This is a genomic window from Arthrobacter sp. 18067, from assembly GCF_902706295.1.
GTDB lineage: Bacteria > Actinomycetota > Actinomycetes > Actinomycetales > Micrococcaceae > Arthrobacter.
The window spans coordinates 149,574-167,970 of sequence record NZ_CACSJJ010000006.1 but is presented as its reverse complement, the minus strand read 5'-3'; the positions used below and the strand labels follow the sequence as shown (position 1 = coordinate 167,970).

At 62.2% G+C, this 18,397-nt stretch carries 19 protein-coding genes; 4 read left to right on the top strand and 15 right to left on the bottom strand.

Annotated features, from left to right (window positions below):
- Window positions 1-38: 38 nt before the first annotated feature.
- The 5 genes from mutM to coaD form a co-directional block, all read right to left on the bottom strand.
- Entirely contained in the window at window positions 39-998 is a 960-nt protein-coding gene (gene mutM, locus GVL04_RS08110; protein ID WP_159702293.1) for a bifunctional DNA-formamidopyrimidine glycosylase/DNA-(apurinic or apyrimidinic site) lyase, read from the bottom strand.
- Between the two features lie 6 nt (window positions 999-1,004).
- Window positions 1,005-1,715 (bottom strand): ribonuclease III, encoded by a 711-nt coding sequence (rnc, locus tag GVL04_RS08105; RefSeq protein ID WP_159702290.1) that lies wholly within the window; start codon window positions 1,713-1,715, stop codon window positions 1,005-1,007.
- Between the two features lie 23 nt (window positions 1,716-1,738).
- Complete coding sequence (gene rpmF, locus GVL04_RS08100) at window positions 1,739-1,942, bottom strand: 50S ribosomal protein L32 (RefSeq protein WP_011775139.1); 204 nt, start codon at window positions 1,940-1,942, stop codon at window positions 1,739-1,741.
- Window positions 1,943-1,975: 33 nt separating this feature from the next.
- Complete coding sequence (locus tag GVL04_RS08095) at window positions 1,976-2,503, bottom strand: DUF177 domain-containing protein (RefSeq protein ID WP_159702287.1); 528 nt, start codon at window positions 2,501-2,503, stop codon at window positions 1,976-1,978.
- Between the two features lie 165 nt (window positions 2,504-2,668).
- Complete coding sequence (gene coaD / locus GVL04_RS08090; protein WP_159702284.1) at window positions 2,669-3,169, bottom strand: pantetheine-phosphate adenylyltransferase; 501 nt, start codon at window positions 3,167-3,169, stop codon at window positions 2,669-2,671.
- 35 nt (window positions 3,170-3,204) lie between these two features.
- On the opposite strand from coaD, the gene GVL04_RS08085 reads away from it, so the two are divergent.
- Together GVL04_RS08085 and GVL04_RS08080 are read left to right on the top strand one after the other, a co-directional pair.
- Window positions 3,205-4,470, top strand: a complete 1,266-nt coding sequence (locus GVL04_RS08085; RefSeq protein WP_159702281.1) for an aminotransferase class I/II-fold pyridoxal phosphate-dependent enzyme — start codon at window positions 3,205-3,207, stop codon at window positions 4,468-4,470.
- 131 nt (window positions 4,471-4,601) lie between these two features.
- Entirely contained in the window at window positions 4,602-5,261 is a 660-nt protein-coding gene (locus tag GVL04_RS08080) for a spermidine synthase (protein WP_159702278.1), read from the top strand.
- A gap of 18 nt (window positions 5,262-5,279) precedes the next feature.
- Here the strand turns inward: GVL04_RS08080 and rsmD are convergent, their stop codons facing one another.
- Genes rsmD through GVL04_RS08060 form a run of 4 tightly spaced genes read right to left on the bottom strand, consistent with a single transcriptional unit; the run spans window position 5,280 to window position 10,246 of the window.
- Window positions 5,280-5,846, bottom strand: coding sequence for a 16S rRNA (guanine(966)-N(2))-methyltransferase RsmD (rsmD, locus tag GVL04_RS08075; RefSeq protein WP_159702275.1), 567 nt, complete (start codon window positions 5,844-5,846; stop codon window positions 5,280-5,282).
- Window positions 5,847-5,897: 51 nt separating this feature from the next.
- A complete protein-coding gene (locus tag GVL04_RS08070; protein ID WP_159702272.1) occupies window positions 5,898-8,153 on the bottom strand; it encodes an ATP-dependent DNA helicase RecG in 2,256 nt (751 codons plus the stop codon).
- On the bottom strand, window positions 8,143-9,201 hold the full coding sequence (locus GVL04_RS08065) for a DAK2 domain-containing protein (RefSeq protein ID WP_159702269.1): 1,059 nt from the start codon (window positions 9,199-9,201) through the stop codon (window positions 8,143-8,145). Before GVL04_RS08065 ends, GVL04_RS08070 begins: the two co-directional genes overlap by 11 nt.
- 22 nt (window positions 9,202-9,223) lie before the next feature.
- On the bottom strand, window positions 9,224-10,246 hold the full coding sequence (locus GVL04_RS08060) for a thiamine-phosphate kinase (RefSeq protein ID WP_235036215.1): 1,023 nt from the start codon (window positions 10,244-10,246) through the stop codon (window positions 9,224-9,226).
- Between the two features lie 186 nt (window positions 10,247-10,432).
- Here GVL04_RS08060 and GVL04_RS08055 point away from each other — a divergent pair, with 186 nt between their 5' ends.
- A complete protein-coding gene (locus GVL04_RS08055; RefSeq protein ID WP_159702263.1) occupies window positions 10,433-10,942 on the top strand; it encodes a DUF3515 family protein in 510 nt (169 codons plus the stop codon).
- A gap of 26 nt (window positions 10,943-10,968) precedes the next feature.
- Here GVL04_RS08055 and GVL04_RS08050 read toward each other — a convergent pair whose 3' ends face one another.
- From GVL04_RS08050 to leuC, 6 genes are all read right to left on the bottom strand, one after another.
- Entirely contained in the window at window positions 10,969-12,102 is a 1,134-nt protein-coding gene (locus GVL04_RS08050) for a D-alanine--D-alanine ligase family protein (protein ID WP_159702260.1), read from the bottom strand.
- Window positions 12,102-13,154 (bottom strand): NAD(P)H-dependent glycerol-3-phosphate dehydrogenase, encoded by a 1,053-nt coding sequence (locus tag GVL04_RS08045; RefSeq protein WP_159702257.1) that lies wholly within the window; start codon window positions 13,152-13,154, stop codon window positions 12,102-12,104. The genes GVL04_RS08050 and GVL04_RS08045 overlap by 1 nt, the downstream gene beginning before the upstream one ends.
- Window positions 13,151-13,921 (bottom strand): 1-acyl-sn-glycerol-3-phosphate acyltransferase, encoded by a 771-nt coding sequence (locus GVL04_RS08040; protein ID WP_159702254.1) that lies wholly within the window; start codon window positions 13,919-13,921, stop codon window positions 13,151-13,153. The genes GVL04_RS08045 and GVL04_RS08040 overlap by 4 nt, the downstream gene beginning before the upstream one ends.
- 11 nt (window positions 13,922-13,932) lie before the next feature.
- Complete coding sequence (murA, locus tag GVL04_RS08035; RefSeq protein ID WP_159702251.1) at window positions 13,933-15,258, bottom strand: UDP-N-acetylglucosamine 1-carboxyvinyltransferase; 1,326 nt, start codon at window positions 15,256-15,258, stop codon at window positions 13,933-13,935.
- A 210-nt stretch (window positions 15,259-15,468) separates the two neighbouring features.
- Window positions 15,469-16,077, bottom strand: coding sequence for a 3-isopropylmalate dehydratase small subunit (gene leuD, locus GVL04_RS08030; protein ID WP_159702248.1), 609 nt, complete (start codon window positions 16,075-16,077; stop codon window positions 15,469-15,471).
- Window positions 16,078-16,087: 10 nt separating this feature from the next.
- A complete protein-coding gene (gene leuC, locus GVL04_RS08025; RefSeq protein WP_159702245.1) occupies window positions 16,088-17,539 on the bottom strand; it encodes a 3-isopropylmalate dehydratase large subunit in 1,452 nt (483 codons plus the stop codon).
- A 134-nt stretch (window positions 17,540-17,673) separates the two neighbouring features.
- Between leuC and GVL04_RS08020 the strand changes: the two genes are divergently transcribed.
- Window positions 17,674-18,393 carry an IclR family transcriptional regulator gene (locus GVL04_RS08020; RefSeq protein WP_014922101.1) on the top strand — a complete coding sequence of 240 codons (720 nt, stop codon included), beginning with the start codon at window positions 17,674-17,676 and terminating at the stop codon, window positions 18,391-18,393.
- Window positions 18,394-18,397: the final 4 nt, after the last annotated feature.

Here is an 18,397-nt window from a genome sequence, read left to right as displayed (position 1 = left end):
TCTGCCATTGTGATCCCGATTCCGGAACAGTTTTGGCGCTACCAACGTCCGTTCCGTGGTCGGGGTTGGCACACCGGGCAAGTATAGGAGGAACGGTTCATGAACTGTTCCCTCTTCATGATGCTGTGCAGGCCGATTGCCTCGCAGCGGCCGCACAATTCGCCAGCACGCCCATAGGCATTGAGCGACCGGGCGAAGTAACCGGAATCGCCGTTGACATTGACATAGAGGGAATCGAAACTTGTCCCGCCTGCAGCCAACGCGGCGTTCATCACGTCCTTCACGGCCTCTACCAGCCGCTCGGCATCGGCACGGCGCATCGTGTCCGTTGCCCTGGCGTAGTGGAGGCGGGCGCGCCACAAAGCTTCATCGGCATATATGTTGCCAATGCCCGATATGACGGACTGGTCCAGCAGCGCCCTCTTGATGCCTGTTTTGCGGTTCTTGATCTTTCGATAGAACGCGTCGAACGAAAAGTACGGGTCAAGCGGATCCCGGGCAATGTGGGATGCTTCTTCCGCGATCTCGGGCAAGGGCGTTTCGCCCAAGCCGCCGGGGCCGCCGTCGGACGTCGGTACCAGTGCCGTCACGAACAGGCCGCCAAAAATCCTTTGATCCACGAACCGCAACTGCTCCGGCATGCTTTCCACCGGGCTGAGCTTGATCCTGACCTTGAGGTGCTTTTCGTCCGGTACGGCCGGGTCCTGCATCAGCAGTTGGCCGCTCATTCCCAGATGCGCCATCAGCGCCACTTTGGGGAGGTCTTCGGGTGTGGCATCGTGCGGAGTGTTCATGGCCAGGGGCATCCAAAGGAACTTTCCCCGGCGAACGACGTCCAGCACAGTGGCGTGCTCAAGGTTCCCGATGAAGTCTTCCGTGCCGAGGGCATGTCGTCGGATGGAGCGTGGATCGATGACCTCGACGCCGGTGATGGAACGTCCACGGACCCAACGGGCGAGGCCGCGACGCACTACCTCTACTTCGGGAAGCTCAGGCATGGGTGTTCAGGCAGACGCAGGACCGGCAGGCGTCGGGTCCAAGGCGGTCAAGGCGCGCCAGGCATCAGCGGCTGCTTCCTGTTCCGCTTCCTTTTTGGAATGGCCTGAACCGCGGCCGTAAGGAGTGCCGCCGATGTTCAGTACTGCCTCAAAAGTGCGGGCATGGTCCGGCCCCGAACCTTCCACTGCGTAGTGGATGGCACCAAGTTGCCGGCTGGCAGTGAGTTCCTGGATGCTCGTCTTCCAGTCGGTCCCTGCGCCAAGGGCGCCGGCGTCCTTGAGGAGCGGACCCACCAGGCGCATGACCAATTGGCGTGCGGTTTCCATGTCGTTCGACAGGTACGTGGCGCCGATCAAGGCTTCCATGGTGTCGGCCAGGATGGAGGCTTTGTTCTTACCGTCGGTCAGCTTCTCGCCTTGCCCGAGATAGATGAACTCGCCAACGCCGATTTCGCGGCCGATCCCGGCCAGCGCACGCGTGCTGACGACGGCGGAGCGCCGCTTGGCGAGCTCACCTTCGGGCAGCGTGGGGTTCTCACGGTAGAGAGAATCGGTGACGGAGAATCCCAGGATTGAGTCGCCGAGGAACTCGAGGCGCTCGTTGGTGGGAATCCCGCCATTCTCATACGCGTATGAGCGATGTGTCAGAGCAAGACGAAGCGTCTCGGTGTCAATCGAGACACCGAGACGCTTCAGAAGCTCTTCAGTTGAAGACATCCTTAGTCAGCCTGTACGGCAGATTAGGCGTCTGCGACCTTGCGGCCCTTGTATTCAAGGAACAGCGCGGTGCCGGCAGAGTCAGTAACGACCTTTGCCTGGTGCGGCAGGCTGTAGGTAACCTGACCGTTTTCGATGGTCTTGACCAAGTTGGGGGCAGTTGCCTTCCACTGGGCACGGCGGGCGCGTGTATTTGCGCGAGACATTTTCCGCTTGGGAACAGCCACGGCTATCTCATTTCTCTCTTAGACGAACACTTACTAATCGGTTTGCCGGTCAGTCTTAGCCAGATCAGCTAGGGCAGCCCAGCGAGGGTCAATGACCTCGTGGTGGTGCCCCGGCTCGTCTTCCAGGCGCGCTCCGCATTCGGAACACAGACCCTGGCAGTCTTCCCGGCACACCGGCTGGAACGGCAGCATAGTGACAACTGCGTCCCGCAACACCGGCTCAAGATCGATTAGATCGTACTCGACTCGACGTTGCTCTTCATCGTCTTCTTCGCCCGAAAGCTCAAAGCCTTCGTAGAAGAAAAGTTCTTGCACATTGACCTCAAGGTCATACGCAAGGGGATCCAGGCATCGACCGCATTCGCCAGTTACTTCGACGTCTACGGTTCCGGATACCAGAATTCCTTCGTGTACGGCCTCAAGACGAAGATCCAGCTCGACATCCGAGCCTTCCTTTACGCCAATGAGCGCCACACCAAGGTCACTTGGCGCAGGTACATGCTCGTTGAGTGTCCGCATGGTCCCTGGACTACGTCCAAGGTCCTTGACTACCAGCGCCAAGGGCGAACTTGCATCTCGCTTAATGAGAACTCCTGTAGAACATATGACCGACGTACCATCTTAGCCTGATCACGCTTGAGGACTCAAACCGACGCCGGGCGCGCGCAAATGCACGTGGTTTCAGCTTGGGGCACTCCGCATAAGGGCGCGAGGTACCCATCAAGACTACCCTTTGCGCGGGTGTTCCGTTGCAGGCTCGCCCGCGAGCAGCCGCTTAAGCACGGATTTGGGGACAAAATCAGAGATATCCCCTCCCAGCACGTTGACCTCTTTGATGAGCGTGGAGGACAGGTGGACGTAGTGTGCTTCCGCCGGGAGGAACACTGTCTCCACTCCGGCCAGCTGGCGGTTCATCGTGGCCATCGGCAATTCGTAGTCGAAGTCAGAGGACGAACGGAGGCCTTTGACGATGGCCGAGATGCCCCTGTGACGGCAGTATTCCGCCAACAGTCCTTCACCCATCGGCTCGACGATTATCCCTCGAAGCGATGCCAGCGTTTCGCGGGCCATCTCCATCCGGTCTTCGAGGCTGAACCGGTACTTCTTGGCGTAATTGGTGGACACGGCCACAATGACTTCGTCGAACAAGCCCGCGGCCCGCGCAATGACTTCGAGATGTCCGTTGTGGATAGGGTCAAAGGATCCAGGGCAAACCGCGCGTCTCATGAGACGAACCTACCCCATAGCTTCACCGGGATACCATGGCTGACATGGCATCCGCAGGCAGCAGCCCCTCCCTAGATATCAGCGCCGGCACCACCCCGGACACCGGCGCAGCACCGTGGCAACGGGCCGCCATCGGAGCCAACCTGCTCTCGCCCGAGGGAGGGCTGGGAGTGACCATCTTCGAAGAGATGACCACGCTGGCACTCTCCACCGGCGCCATCAACCTCGGCCAAGGTTTCCCTGATGAAGACGGACCCGCCGAGATCAAGGCGGCTGCCCAGACTGCCATCGAATCGGGAGCAAACCAATACGCACCGGGCAAAGGCGTTCCCGCCCTCAGGGAAGCCATCGCGGCACACCAGCAGCGCTTCTACGGGCTGGCCCCGGATCCGGACACTGAAGTCCTGGTCACCACCGGCGCGACAGAAGCGATCGCCGCCACTCTGCTTGCCTTCGTCCAGCCCGGCGACGAAGTACTGACCTTTGAACCCTTCTACGACTCCTACGGGGCCATCATCGGCATGGCAGGCGCCACCCACGTCACCGCTCCCCTTCTGGCCCCGGACTTCCTTCCCGATCTGCCGGCACTTGAAAATGCCTTCAGCAGCCGCACCAAAATCGTCTTGCTGAACAATCCGCATAACCCCACAGGCGCCGTTTTCCCCGAAAGCGTCCTGTCAAGGATCGTGGAACTTGCCGCCAAATACGACGCCATCATTGTCAGCGATGAAGTCTACGAGCACCTGACCTTTGGCGTGGCCCACATCCCGATTACCTCCCTGCCAGGAGCAGCGGAGCGGACCATCACCATCTCCTCCGCCGGAAAGACCTTCTCCTTCACGGGCTGGAAAATAGGCTGGCTCAGCGGACCCGAACACCTGGTATCAGCTGTGCGGACCGTGAAGCAATTCCTGACCTACAGCTCCGGTACACCCTTCCAGAGTGCCATTGCCGTTGGCCTCGGCCTTCCCGATGAGTTCTACACAGGCATCGCCACGACGCTCCAACACAAACGCGACATCCTGGCCGAAGGGCTGCGCGCAGCAGGGTTCGACGTCTACACCCCCAGCGGCACCTACTTCATCAACGTGGACACAGCGCCGCTGGGCATCCGCGATTCCGTGGACCTTGCACGACGCCTCCCCGGACTCGTTGGCGTGGCAGCCATTCCCGTTCCCGTTTTCTGCCACCCGGAAGGAGCTGAGCGGACGCGGAGTTTGCTCCGGTTTGCCTTCTGCAAGAAGACTGATGTCCTGGAAGAAGCTGCCAGCCGCCTGGCCACGCTCAAGGACCGGCTCTGAATCCCACAGGCTCCGGCCAGCACTACGCCACGCGCTTCCTCCGCACAACGGGGCAGCACGCCACCATCGAACCTGACTCCCTCATTGAGGGCAGCTTCGTCCTCAGCATCGGCGGCGCCGAGCAATCACACGTGAATCTCGCGGAACCAACTGAGATCTTCTACGAGTACCTGCGGAGAATCGGCCATGTGGTGGACCTGGCCGCTGAACCAGCAACACCCATCACAGCCCTGCATTTGGGCGCAGGCGCGCTCACTCTTGCCCGCTACATCGAGGCCACTCGCCCGGGTTCTGAACAGTACGCGGTTGAACTCGAACGCGAGCTCCTGGACTTCGTGCTCCAAAAGCTGCCCATGCCTGCGGGCACCACACTGCACAACCACATCGGCGACGCACGCGATGCCTTGGCGGAGCTTCCCGTCCAGGTGCGGTTCGACGTCGTGATTCTCGATATCTTCTCCGGGCCTGATGCCCCGGCCCACATTGCCTGCAAGGAGTTCTACGAAGAAGCCGCGGCGCGGCTGCAGCCCCACGGGGTGTTGATCATCAACGTCGGCGATGAACCTGCGCTGACACTGGTACGCAGCCAGGTGGCAGCCATGCGCAAAGCCATGCCTGACGTCGCCGCCTTCGCTGAAACGGGAATGTTCGCAGGCCGTTACCCGGGCAACATCATCCTGGTAGGCACCCGCGGGCCATGGTCACCGGAGTGGACAACGGAGCTTCTGGCGCGGGGTCCGCATCCAGCCACCGTCCTCACCGGCATCGACCTGGACCGGATAACCGGCTAGCGGGGCGGCTTCGTCCTGTCAGGCCGGTTCAGCGAACCAGAGTTTGGTCTCGCCATACTTCTTGTCCGCGAAGCATTCCAAGGACTCAGGCCACGCTGGTTCAGGGCTCCGTGAACTTCGTTCCACCACAATGACAGCGCCCTCATCCATGTGGGGCGCCAATTTTGCGAGCACCGCACTCAAGGCTGGTTCCTCCAGGGGGTAGGGCGGATCAAGGAAGACAAGATCCCACACGTCAGTGTCCCCCGCGCGTTCCAGGAAGGACTCCACCTTGGAGCGGTGGACCGAGACCTTCCTGACGTCCAAAAGCTGGTTGACCAAGTCCGCATTGCGCTGGCACACGTCGCTTGCTTTGGCATCGAACTCCACGAGATCCACGGTGCGGGCACCCCGGCTGGCGCTTTCAATCCCCAAGGCACCAGAGCCCGCATAGAGGTCCAGGACCCGGGCGTCGTCAATGACCGCCAAGGATTCCAAACGGGAAAACAGCGCTTCCTTGACCCGGTCCGTGGTGGGCCGCGTAGCGGTTCCGGGGACGCTGGTGAGCGGGTTTCCGCCGCCCACACCGGCAATAATCCGGCTCACAGGCGCACGCCATGAATGGACGCTACGCGGCTGTGGCCGGCCCTTGGATGTCTAACCGCGTTCAAGGAACGCCTCCTTTTCGGGGTTCAAGTATTCGTCAATTGCCGCAGCGAGTGCCGGCTGGTGCTGCAGGGATGGGTCCTCTGCCACAAGGCTTTGTGCATCTGTACGCGCGCGGGCAATGATGTCCTCGTGGTCAAGGACACGGAGCAACTTCAGCGTGGAGCGGCCACCGGATTGCGAGGCACCCAGGATGTCGCCTTCGCGGCGGAGCTTCAAGTCTTCCTGCGAGAGTTCAAAGCCGTCAGTGGTCGAGGCAACTGCCTCAAGCCGCCGGCGGCTCGGGTGTCCGGGTTCCAGCGTGGTGACCAACAGGCAAGTACCCGGCAGTCCTCCACGGCCCACCCGGCCGCGGAGCTGGTGAAGTTGCGAAATTCCAAAGCGATCGGCGTCCAGGATCACCATCAAGGTGGCGTTATGGACATCCACACCCACCTCGATGACAGTGGTGGAAACGAGCACCTTGGTCTGGTTGGCTGCGAACGATGCCATGGTCTCGGACTTCACTTGCGCGTCCTGCCGGCCATGGAGCGGAGCTACGGGAACACCCGCCAGGGCCGGCTCCTGCAGCAGGCTTTCGACGACGGCCGTCACCGACGCCAACTCCCGCGCCGACCCTTCATCTGCAAGGTCGGCGTCGCTGGGTTCCGCTTCGCCCGGGCTGAAGTCGCCGTCGTCGTCGTCTCCAATTTTGGGACACACCACGTACACCTGATGGCCTGATTCAACTTCTTCGCGCGACCGCTTCCAAATACGGTCCACCCAGCCGGGATTCTCCACCAGTCCCACCACGTGCGTGGAAATTGGCGCCCGGCCGGCGGGAAGCTCATCGAGGATGGAGGTCTCAAGGTCACCAAAAACCGTCATCGCCACGGTGCGCGGAATAGGGGTGGCAGTCATGACCAGCAGGTGGGGCGGCCGCTGCGCCTTGGCCCGGAGGGCGTCACGTTGCTCCACGCCGAAACGGTGTTGTTCATCAACCACGATCAAGCCGAGGTCCTGGAAGCTCGTTTTGTCGCTCAGCAAAGCGTGGGTGCCGATCACGATTCCGGCATTACCCGAGGCAGCGTCCAACATTGCCTGCTTGCGCGCCGCCGTGGGCATGGAGCCCGTCAAGAGTGTGACCTGCACGGAGTCCGGCGACGAGTCCCCGCCGAGCATCCCTGCGCCCCCGAAAACATGATCGCCCGCCAACGACCCCAAAGTCCTGCGGATGGAGTGGAAGTGTTGGGCCGCCAGCACCTCAGTGGGCGCCAGGAGCGCAGCCTGGCCGCCAGCGTCAACCACCTGCAACATGGCGCGCAAAGCAACGATGGTCTTGCCGGAACCCACTTCGCCCTGCAGCAGCCGGTTCATGGGTGTGTCCCGGGCGAGTTCTTCAGCAAGGGTCTTTCCGACGGCGGATTGGCCGGCGGTCAGCGTAAAGGGCAGATTTTGATCAAACTTGCTGAGCAACCCACCCGCCCTGGGTCGTCGTGCGGTGGCTTCCTCCGCCGCAAGCTGGGCGCGTCGGCGGGCCAAGGCCGTTTGCAGCACGAGGGCTTCCTGGTACCGAAAGCGCTCCTGGGCCCGCTGCCAATCCTTGGAGGTCTCAGGTGAATGGATCAAGCGGTAAGCCTCAGCGACGCTGAGCAACCTGTCCCTCTGGACGATGCTTGCCGGAAGTGGATCCTCCAATGCATCAAGGTCCATGGTCTGGAGCAGGGCAGTAATCACTTTGTGGATGGACCAACTGGTCACCTTGGCCGTTGCCGGATAGACCGGGATGGGCATCGCTGCCAGCTTTTCGGGGTCCATGGAGCCTTCCGCCCCGGGATCCTCGTCCAGCAGCAGGAAGTCCGGGTTGGTCAGGCCCAGCGCACCGCCATAGCGGCTTACCTTGCCAGAGAACATTGCCCGGCGGCCGGCAAGGAGTTCTGCCTTGGCCCGGAACCCATTGAAGAAGCTGACTTTCAAAGTACCTGGAACGCCGCTGCCTCCAGCCTCGTCCGTCACCACCACGTCCGTGATGGAACCACGGCGGGCCCGCATCTGGCGCGTACTGTTGGACAGGACACGTGCGATGAGGGTGACTTCTTCATCCAGTGGCAGATTGCTGATGGGGGTCAGCTCACCGCGGCTCAGATAACGGCGCGGAAAGTAGTTCAGCAGGGCACCTGTGGTTTTGAGACCCAGGTGCTTTTCGATGACTGCTGCCGACCGCTTACCGATTCTCCGCTCGAGGGGTAGTTCCAGCTCAGTAATCATGCCGTGACTGGCCTGTAATGCTGGGCTCTTGACCTTTGGCAGGATCCTCTTCAGCCGATTCCAGCATGTTGCCGCGGGCCAGGGCCAACTGGCTGACGGCGATGTCCGTGGGCTCGCCCAGCGAGCGGATAAGGGCTACTGCCGGCTCCGGGTCAGGGACGTGGACATGGACCCGCCACCGGTAGCTGGCTTCCACTGTCGATTCGTCGTCGTCATCATCCTGGTTTTGAGCACCGCCCACCTGGCTCATGATGACCGAATCGCCCATCTCATCCAGCCGTTGCCGCAAAATAGCTGCATTCAACGGCGAGAGGTTAATGGTGCACATCACTTCCACGCCGTCATCGGCCGGCATGTGCTCATGGATGTGGGGATCCTGCAGTTTGTAGCCATGGAGGCCGTCCAGGAGTTCGTCCTGGAGCTCCTCACCGAGGACGGCTGACCGGAGGCAGTCAAGGACCAGCAGCATGCCCACGCCGCCGGCATCAACCACGTGGGCTTCGTGCAGTTGTGCGAGTTCGTCCTCGGTGCGGACCACGGCCTGGAAGGCAGCTTCCACTACGGCATCGAGTGCCAGGCCCAGTGCATGGTTGCTGTCGTCGGCGTTATGGGAAGCGTCCACGGCCTGTGCCGCATGCGCAGCTGCCTCCAGGACCGAAAGCATGGTCCCGGCTACCGGTTCGCTCAACGCGGACCAGGCCCGGATCTGGGCCCTGTTCAGGGCAGTGGCGAGAAGGGGCGCGCTAAGGCGTGATTTGCCGGCCAACGGCTCAGCGGCGGCACACAGGAAGACAGCAAAGAGAGTGCCCGAGTTTCCCCGGGCCTGCTCCATGGCTGCCTGCCCGGCACGCGACAAAACCGCGCCGACGTCGTTTCCGGTTTCGCTCGTGTCCGGCGCCGGGCCGTCAAGGGCGGACACAGCCGCCCGAACCGTGAGATACAGGTTGGTGCCGGTGTCACCGTCAGCCACGGGGAAGATGTTGATCGCGTTGAGGCGGTCGCTGTGGTTGCCGAGAACCACCTCCGCCTTGCCGAGCCAACGTCTCATGGCGTGCGCATTCGCGGCGATCTTAGTCTGCAAAGTGATCCCATCCAACGGTGTCAGCAGCTTGCCCGGCAATCCGGACGCCGCTGCCTGGCGGCTCGACAACGGCTTGAACTGAGCCTATCGCAGTGAACCCACGCGGCAGCTGAATTCCGGCTGGGAACGTAGCTAGCAATCCATGGTCCTCTCCCCCGCCGAGAACCCAGGGCATAGCGTCCCGGCCCAGCAATGCAGCTGCCGGTTCCAAGGGCAGCGCGTGGATCTTTAAGGCCCCCGGATCAAAATCCAGGATCACGTGACTGGCCGCGGCCAACCTGCTGCCGTCGCGGAGCAGCCCGTCGGAAATATCCAACATAGCGGTGGCACCGCCTTGCGCAGCCAGTGGTCCGGCTTCAAGTGGTGGCTGCGGACGGCACTGGTTGTCCACCAATCCCCGCAGCTCCGGCGTCAGGCTGTCCAAGGGAACGTTGCTCTCCAGCAGCGCCCAGCCGGCCCCTGCCCGCCCCAAGGTCCCCGCGACCGCAACGACGTCACCCGGCGTGGCCCCGGACCTCAGCACCGGCGCCATTCCGCCCAGTGTTCCGACGACAGCCACAGTCACTGCGAGTTCACGGCCCCGTCCGAGGTCTCCCCCGGCGACAGAGCAATCAGGGGCGCCCAAGCCAATAATCGCCGCCGTGAGGCCATCAGCGAAGGCCTCTACCCATTCCACCGGTGTAGACGGTGGCATGGTCAGGCTCACTACCAGGGACGTGGCGCTGCCGCCCATGGCATTGATGTCACTGAGGTTTTGGGCTGCAGCCTTCCAGCCGACGTCGAACCCGGTGGTCCGGTAACCGTTGCTCCACTCCAGCCTGAAGTCCTGGTCCTGGGTTTGGGTATCGATGGAGATCAGCGTTCGGCCGTCCGGGGCCGCAATCAGGGCAGCATCGTCCCCCGGTCCCAACAGGATGCCGGGACTGCGGTTCAGGCGCGGAAAGATCCTGGCAAGGAGCTCGGATTCCGAAAGGTCTTGGACGGTTAACTGTTCTGCTGGCACTGCACTCATCTGTTGTTCGGGCACTGCACTCATCTGTTCTCCGGGCACTTCACTCATCTGTTCTCCGGGCACTTCACTACGCTATCGCGATCCACTGACAGAATAACGCCGCGGCCCATCTCCAGCGGAGGAACGGCAATGTGACCACGGATACACGAAATCCGGTGGGCAGTGCCCGCGGGATAGGCTGGATGGATGCATCAAAAGACCCTTCGCCGGACTGCGCTGGCTGTTTGCCTGGCCTCAGCTTCCGTCCTCGCTTTGTCGGCTTGTTCACCCGCAGTTGACGTCACGGCTGCGGCAGACGCCGCCAATCCTGCTTGTGCCCCCATGATGGTCGCCCTGCCGGACCAGATCGGCGATGCAGCACTCCGCAAGACCAACAGCCAGGCCACTGCGGCATGGGGTGACCCTTCTCAGGTCATCCTCCGGTGCGGTGTGAACGTTCCAGGACCAACCACGGACCGTTGCGTAAGTGTCAATGACATCGACTGGGTCATCAAGGAAGGCGATCCCGTCTACACCCTGACCACTTTCGGCCGCGAGCCGGCCACCGAGATCCTGATTGATCCGGTCAAGCTGGAGGCGGCCAACATCAGTTCCGCAACAGTCCTGACCGAACTCGCAGCAGCAGTGGGCAAGATCAAGGCCACTGGAAAGTGCGTAGGCCAGGAAGACCTGCAGAACCTGCCCACCAGCAAGTAGCGGCAGTTCCGCAGGCCGCCCGGCAGCTAGCGGAGGCCCGTTTTGCGGGTCAGCGCCAAATGAATCAGTTCGTCGATCAACTCGCCGTAGGCGAGGCCTGATGCCGCCCACATTTGCGGGTACATACTCTTGGGCGTGAAGCCCGGCATGGTATTGATCTCATTGATGATCAGTTCACCGGCAGGGGTGTAGAAGAAGTCCACCCGGCTCAGGCCTTCTGCTCCCACGGCGTCGAAGGCCACGGCTGCAAGTTCGCGCACACGGCTGATCGCTTCGTCCGGCATGTCGGCCGGGCAGCTCAGCGCTGCGGCGCCGTCCTCCACGTACTTGGCGGCGAAGTCATAGAACTGGTGCTCTCCGGCAGCCACCGCAATTTCACCGGGCATTGAGGTCCGCGGCGTCTCCGTGCCGCGTCCTTGGAGCACTGCGCATTCAATCTCGCGGCCAACAATTCCGGCTTCGATGACCAGCTTCAGGTCATGGCGGCGGGCTTCTTCGATTGCTGCGTCAAGACCCTCCATGGAATCCACCTTGGAGATTCCCATGGACGACCCTGCACGGGCCGGCTTGACGAAGACGGGGAACCCGAGCTTGTCGACACGCTTCCGGACGGCCTCCGCATCGGTCAGCCATTCGCGGTCCGTGACGGCAATGTACGGTCCAACGCCCAGGCCGGCAGATTCGAATACCACCTTCATGAAATGCTTGTCCATGCCAACAGCCGAGGCCAAAACGCCGGCGCCCACATAGCGGGTATCGGAGAGTTCCAGAAGGCCTTGGATGGTTCCGTCTTCTCCCCAGGGCCCATGCAGGAGGGGAAACACAACGTCCACGGAACCCAGCTCCTGCGGAACGGCATTGGGCTCGGTCACGATGAGCTGGTGTTCGCCACCCACTTCGGCCAGGGTGACCGTCCTGCCCGAAGGCGCCACCTCGGGAAGCGCTGTGGAACTCAACGACCACTGGCTGGTATCTCCGGAAGCAAGCACCCATTGTCCCGACTTGGCGATTCCAATGGGTATGACCTCGTATTTGTCCTTATCGATGGCTCCCATGACACCGGCCGCAGTGACGCAGCTGACGGCGTGTTCGCTGGAGCGACCTCCAAAGAGAATTGCTACGCGGGGGCGGCCCGCAGGGGTGGAGTTATCTGTCACCATCAGTAGTCGCCTTCGGACTTCAGGGCCCGGGCCAGCAGTCGTGGTCCCAGGTCATCAACGGACATTCTGCCTTCAAGCACCGCTACTACGGCCGCTGTGATAGGCATTTCAACGTTCAGTTTGCCAGCCAACTCATGCACGGCGGGGCCGGATTTGATGCCTTCGGCGGTCTGCGTCATCTGTTCCGCCACCTGCTCCAGGCTGAGTCCCTCGCCGAGCAAACGGCCTGCGGCGTGGTTGCGGGACAGTGCTGACGAACACGTGGCCACCAAGTCGCCAAGTCCGGCAAGGCCGGCCATGGTGTGGGCTTCTCCGCCAAGAGCAAGCGCAAGCCGGGAGGTCTCAGCGAGTCCTCGCGTAATCACCGAAGCCTTGGTGTTGTCACCCATTTGCCGGCCCTCGCAAATGCCCACGGCAAGCGCGATCACATTCTTGACGATCCCGCCGATCTCAACACCCACCACGTCTGTGCTGGTGTATGGACGGAAATAGGGGGCTGTGCAGCACAGGGCAATTGCAGCGGCCGTTTCGGCGTCGCTGCAGGCAACCACGGAAGCGGTTGGTTGCTCCCGGGCGATCTCCATCGCAAGGTTGGGGCCTGAAACCACTGCTACCCGGGAGGCTGGAAGCCCCAGCTCCTGCGCAATGACTTCACTCATCCGGGCGTCAGTTCCCAGTTCCAAGCCCTTCATCAGGGACACGACCACGGCATCGGGGGCCAGCAACGGCTTCCACTCACCCAGTTGCGGCCGCAGTGATTGGGCCGGCACCGCCAGGACCACCAAGGTGGCGTCCTTGAGGACCTCCGCCACATCCGTGGATGCGGAGACCGAGCCAGGAAGCTCGATGTCTTTCAAGTACTGCTCGTTGCGATGCTGGGAATTGATCTGCTCCACGACTTCTGCGCGGCGGCCCCAGATCCGGATGCTGCGTTCGGTACCCGTAGCCGCTGCAGCGTCCGCCAGGATCTTGGCAAACGTGGTGCCCCATGATCCGGCACCCAAAACCGCCACAACGTCCGGCGCATGGACAGTGCTTTGGAGAATGGTCATTTACCTTCCTCAGGTTCCGGTGCGTCTGATCCGCGCTCAACGAAGCGGCCGTGCTTGGACTGTTTGTGAACAGCAGGATCCCAGCGTTCAGCTGGAGCGGCCTCATTGCGAAGCGTGGCCAGAAGTCCGGTGATGGCTTCCATGATGACTTCGGTGGCCTCGGTCAGGGTGGCACGGTCCATCGGCCGGTCGCTGAAGGCGCTGAGGTCCACTGGTTTCCCGATCAGGACGCGTACCGTTTTGCGCGGGAAAACGTGAAAACGCTTGGCATAGCGCGGGAAGACTTCGTGGGCACCCCAGTGCGCCATAGGCACCACCGGAGCACCCGTTTGCAGGGCAAGCCGGGCAGCCCCGGTGTGTCCCTTCATAGGCCAAAGATCGGGATCGCGGGTCAGGGTTCCCTCGGGATAGATGATGATGGCACCGCCGGCATCCACCACCTCTTTGGCGACTTGAAGCGAGCGGTTCGCTCCCGCCGTCGAGCGTTCAACCGGAATCTGCCGGGTGGCATGAAGCAGGGCTCCCAGGACAGGGACCTTGAAGAGTCCGGTCTTCGCCAGGAAGTGCGGCGGACGCTTCTGGTTGTACACCATGTGTCCGATCACGATGGGATCGATCTCTGTGCAATGGTTCGGCACAGCGATGAAACCGCCGGGTGGAAGGTTCTCGATCCCTTCCCACTTCTTGGCCATCAGGATGTTCATCAACGGGCGTGCGAGGCCCGCCAGCAGCATGAACGTGGCACGGCTCTTGGCCGATTCCTTCAAAGGATCCCCCGCTACTTGGTGGTGGTGATATCGAAATCGGCGCCGAGGCCGGCCAGTTTCTCGGTAAAACGCTCGTAGCCGCGGTTGATGATGTCGATGCCTGTGACCCGGGAGGTTCCGGTGGCGGCAAGCGCCGCGATGAGGTGGCTGAAACCACCGCGAAGATCCGGGATGTCGATGTCGGTGCCACGGAGCGGGGTGGGGCCCGAGATCACCGCTGAGTGAAGGAAATTCCGCTGTCCGAACCGGCAGGGTACGCTGCCAAGACACTCACGGTGGACCTGGATGTTGGCACCCATCCGCGCCAGGGCATCAGTGAATCCGAAGCGGTTCTCATAAACGGTCTCGTGGACGATCGATACGCCCTCGGCCTGCGTCAAGGCCACTACCAGGGGCTGCTGCCAGTCTGTCATGAAGCCGGGGTGCACATCCGTCTCGAGGACCAGGGGGGAAAGCTTGCCGCCTTGATGGTAGAAGCGGATGCCGTCGTCGCCGATGTCCATCCCGCCGCCTACTTTGCGGTAGGTGTTCAAGAACGTCATCATGTCGCGCTGGGAGGCACCTTCGACGAAGATGTCACCCCGGGTAACCAAGGCAGCCGATGCCCAGGATGCGGACTCGTTGCGGTCCGGGAGTGCACGGTGGTTGTACCCGCGCAGGTCCTTGACGCCCTCAATCCTGATGGTCCGGTCAGTCTGGACGCTGATGATGGCGCCCATTTTCTGCAGGACCGCAATGAGGTCGATGATCTCGGGCTCCGTAGCGGCCCCGATAAGCTCGGTAATGCCCTCGGCGCGCGTTGCGCTGAGCAGGACCTGTTCGGTGGCGCCAACCGAGGGATACGGCAGGGAGATCTTGGCTCCGTGGAGACCGTGCGGGGCGGAGATGTGGATGCCACCCGGGCGCTTCTCCACTACTGCACCGAACTGGCGCAGAACATTCAAGTGGTAGTCAATGGGCCGGTCGCCAATCTTGCAGCCACCCAGATCCGGGATGAAGGCCTCGCCAATGGCGTGGATCAGGGGTCCACACAACAGGATGGGAATCCTGGAGTCGCCGGCATGGGCATCAATGGCTGTGCTGGAGGCCGTCTTGGCATCCTTTGGATCCAGGGTGAGATCACCCGTTACCGGATCCTTCGCGACGGTCACGCCGTGCAACTGCAGCAGGCTGGTGACAACCTCTACATCCTTGATTTCCGGCACGTTCCTCAGCACCGATGGTTCACTGCCCAGCAATGCCGCCACCATGGCTTTGGGCACCAGGTTCTTGGCACCGCGAACGGTCACTCGTCCTGTTAACGGGACGCCACCGCGGATTGTCAGAACACTACTCATCTATACCGGTTTCCTCACGACTACTCGCCCCCCAAACTTACAAAGGCTCCAGCTAAGCATAGAAGCTCGCGTTACCGAACCGAAATGGACGCACCCGGCGGCAAAGGTCTCAGGCATCAGTTGAACGTTGACGAAAAAGGACCGGCAGGCAGTCCCCAAGGGTGCCCACCGGTCCAAATAGCCACAGAGCTGCGGCCTCACAACAAGAAGCTATCCAGCATCAACTTTCGCGGGAAGCGTCTTCGGTTTGAAGGATGGACGCGTGGCCTCGTAGGCAGTGATGTCTTCTTCGTGCTGAAGTGTCAGGCCGATGTCGTCGAGTCCTTCCAGGAGGCGCCACCGGGTGTAGTCGTCGATGTCGAACGGCGCAACAATGTTGCCGCACTCCACCGTCTTGCTGACCAAGTCAACCTTGACCTCAGTGCCGGGATGATTTTCCAGGACCTTCCAGATCAGTTCGATGTCATCCTGTGCCACTTGGGCCGCGAGGAGTCCCTGCTTCCCGGAATTCCCCCGGAAAATATCGGCAAACCGGGAGGACAGGACGGCTTTGAAGCCATAGTCCTTCAGAGCCCAGACAGCGTGCTCACGGGAGGAGCCCGTTCCGAAATCGGGTCCGGCCACCAGTACGGAGCCGGCGTTGAACGGGGCTTGGTTGAGGATGAAGGACTCGTCCTTGCGCCATGCGGCGAACAACGCGTCTTCGAAGCCTGTGCGCGTGATGCGCTTGAGGTAGACCGCGGGGATGATCTGGTCGGTGTCCACGTTGCTCTGGCGCAGCGGAACGCCGATGCCGGTGTGGGTAGTGAAAGCTTCCATGGTGATCCTCCTAGACTGCGATTCCGGTGAGTGTGCCTGCAGCAGCGGACTCAAGGTCCGACGGCGAGCTCAGCGTGCCACGGACGGCCGTGGCAGCAGCCACTACAGGAGAGACCAGGTGGGTGCGGCCACCCTTGCCCTGGCGACCCTCAAAGTTGCGGTTGGACGTTGATGCGCACCGCTCACCCGGCTCGAGCTGGTCCGGGTTCATGCCCAGGCACATGGAGCATCCGGCAAAGCGCCATTCAGCACCAAATTCCTTGAAGACCTTGTCCAGGCCTTCAGCTTCGGCCTCCAACCTGACACGGGCCGATCCCGGGACCACCAACATGCGGACCTTGGGGTCCTTTTCACGGCCGCGGATGATGTCGGCGGCTACGCGGAGGTCCTCGATGCGGGAGTTGGTGCAGGACCCCAGGAAGACCGTATCCACACGGATGTCTTTCATGGGCGTCCCTGCTTCCAAGCCCATGTACTGGAGTGCGCGCTCGGCGGCAGCCTTGGCGTTCTCGTCACCGAAGTCCTCCGGGGACGGGACCTTGGACGAGAGGGAAACGCCTTGGCCGGGGTTGGTACCCCACGTCACGAAGGGTTCCAGGGTGTCGGCGTCGAGGTCCACCTCGACGTCGAAGGTCGCGTCGGCGTCCGTGTGCAGCGTGTTCCAATACTCGACGGCGGCATCCCAGTCCGCGCCTTCGGGCGCGTGGGGGCGGCCCTCCATGTAGTCGTAGGTGGTCTGGTCCGGAGCCACCATGCCGGCGCGGGCGCCGGCTTCGATGGACATGTTGCAGATGGTCATGCGGGCATCCATGGACAGCGCCCGAATGGCGGAGCCACGGTATTCCAGCACGTAGCCCTGACCGCCACCGGTGCCGATCTTGGCGATGACGGCAAGGATGATGTCCTTGGCGGTGACCCCGGGTCGCAGGGTGCCTTCAACGTTGATGGCCATGGTCTTGAACGGCTTCAAGGACAGTGTCTGCGTGGCCATGACGTGCTCAACCTCGGAGGTACCAATACCCATGGCCAGCGCACCAAAGGCGCCGTGGGTGGAGGTGTGGGAATCGCCGCAGACCACCGTCATACCCGGCTGGGTCAGGCCCAGCTGCGGACCCACGACGTGCACAATGCCCTGCTCCTTGTCGCCCAGGGAGTGGAGGCGGACGCCGAATTCCCTGCAGTTTGCACGCAGGGTTTCAATCTGGGTGCGGCTGGTCAGATCGGCAATCGGCTTGTCGATATCCAGCGTGGGAGTGTTGTGGTCCTCCGTGGCAATGGTGAGGTCAACGCGGCGCAAGGGCCGGCCAGCCAGGCGCAGGCCTTCAAATGCCTGCGGGGACGTCACTTCATGGACGAGGTGCAGGTCGATGAAGAGAAGGTCGGGCTGGGCATTGGCTCCTTCGCCCTCACCTTTGCGCACTACGTGCGCATCCCAGACTTTCTCGGCCAGTGTCTTTCCCACGGCCTTGCTCCCTTCACTGCGGTTGGATGGAGGCCATCCACTTGAACTGTTCTTCATCTACTGAAGCAGCAGGCTTGTGAAATAGGCCAGTGAAACAACTTGCATCTCAGATAATGAGACGGCAATATCATTACATGGACAATTCTAGTGGAGTCGGTGTCATTGATAAAGCGGCCCAGGTACTCGATGCACTCGAGGCCGGGCCCACGACACTCGCGCAACTTGTAGCGGCCACGGGCCTTGCCCGGCCTACGGTTCACCGGCTCGCGCTGGCACTGGTTCATCACCGGTTGGTGAGCCGCGACATCCAGGGACGCTTCGTCCTCGGCAGCCGTTTAGTGGAGCTCGCATCCGCCGCAGGCGAAGACCGCCTCATCGCCTCGGCAGGCCCGGTCCTCATCCAGTTGCGTGACGCCACCGGTGAAAGCGCCCAGATCTTCCGCCGGCAGGGTGACTGGCGTGTTTGCGTGGCCTCGGCAGAACGCCCCATCGGCCTGCGCGACACCATTCCGGTGGGCACCCAGCTCTCCATGAAGGCCGGCTCCGCCGCCCAGGTGCTGCTGGCGTGGGAAGACCACGACCGCCTGCTGGAGGGGCTGCAGAACGCCCGCTTTACCCCCACCGTCCTGGCAGGAGTACGACGCCGGGGCTGGGGTCAGAGCCTGGGCGAACGCGAGCCTGGGGTCGCCTCGGTTTCCGCCCCGGTGCGCGGACCCTCGGGAAGGGTCATCGCCGCTGTGTCGATTTCCGGCCCGATCGAGCGCCTCACACGCCAGCCAGGCCGCCTGCACGCCGAAGTGGTCTGTAATGCTGCCCGGGTGCTGACTGAGGCCCTCCGGAAGAACAACGACTAGGTTC

Excerpts from the sequence above, each read along its gene's own strand:
- rnc (WP_159702290.1), bottom strand. The coding sequence starts at position 1,715 with ATGTCTTCAACTGAAGAGCTTCTGAAGCGTCTCGGTGTCTCGATTGAC.
- GVL04_RS08065 (WP_159702269.1), bottom strand. The coding sequence starts at position 9,201 with ATGAGACGTTGGCTCGGCAAGGCGGAGGTGGTTCTCGGCAACCACAGC.
- GVL04_RS08060 (WP_235036215.1), bottom strand. The coding sequence starts at position 10,246 with ATGAGTGCAGTGCCAGCAGAACAGTTAACCGTCCAAGACCTTTCGGAA.
- GVL04_RS08085 (WP_159702281.1), top strand. The coding sequence starts at position 3,205 with ATGGCTGACATGGCATCCGCAGGCAGCAGCCCCTCCCTAGATATCAGC.
- coaD (WP_159702284.1), bottom strand. The coding sequence starts at position 3,169 with ATGAGACGCGCGGTTTGCCCTGGATCCTTTGACCCTATCCACAACGGA.
- mutM (WP_159702293.1), bottom strand. The coding sequence starts at position 998 with ATGCCTGAGCTTCCCGAAGTAGAGGTAGTGCGTCGCGGCCTCGCCCGT.
- GVL04_RS08045 (WP_159702257.1), bottom strand. The coding sequence starts at position 13,154 with ATGACCATTCTCCAAAGCACTGTCCATGCGCCGGACGTTGTGGCGGTT.
- GVL04_RS08070 (WP_159702272.1), bottom strand. The coding sequence starts at position 8,153 with ATGATTACTGAGCTGGAACTACCCCTCGAGCGGAGAATCGGTAAGCGG.
- GVL04_RS08050 (WP_159702260.1), bottom strand. The coding sequence starts at position 12,102 with ATGGTGACAGATAACTCCACCCCTGCGGGCCGCCCCCGCGTAGCAATT.
- GVL04_RS08055 (WP_159702263.1), top strand. The coding sequence starts at position 10,433 with ATGCATCAAAAGACCCTTCGCCGGACTGCGCTGGCTGTTTGCCTGGCC.
- leuD (WP_159702248.1), bottom strand. The coding sequence starts at position 16,077 with ATGGAAGCTTTCACTACCCACACCGGCATCGGCGTTCCGCTGCGCCAG.
- murA (WP_159702251.1), bottom strand. The coding sequence starts at position 15,258 with ATGAGTAGTGTTCTGACAATCCGCGGTGGCGTCCCGTTAACAGGACGA.
- GVL04_RS08020 (WP_014922101.1), top strand. The coding sequence starts at position 17,674 with ATGGACAATTCTAGTGGAGTCGGTGTCATTGATAAAGCGGCCCAGGTA.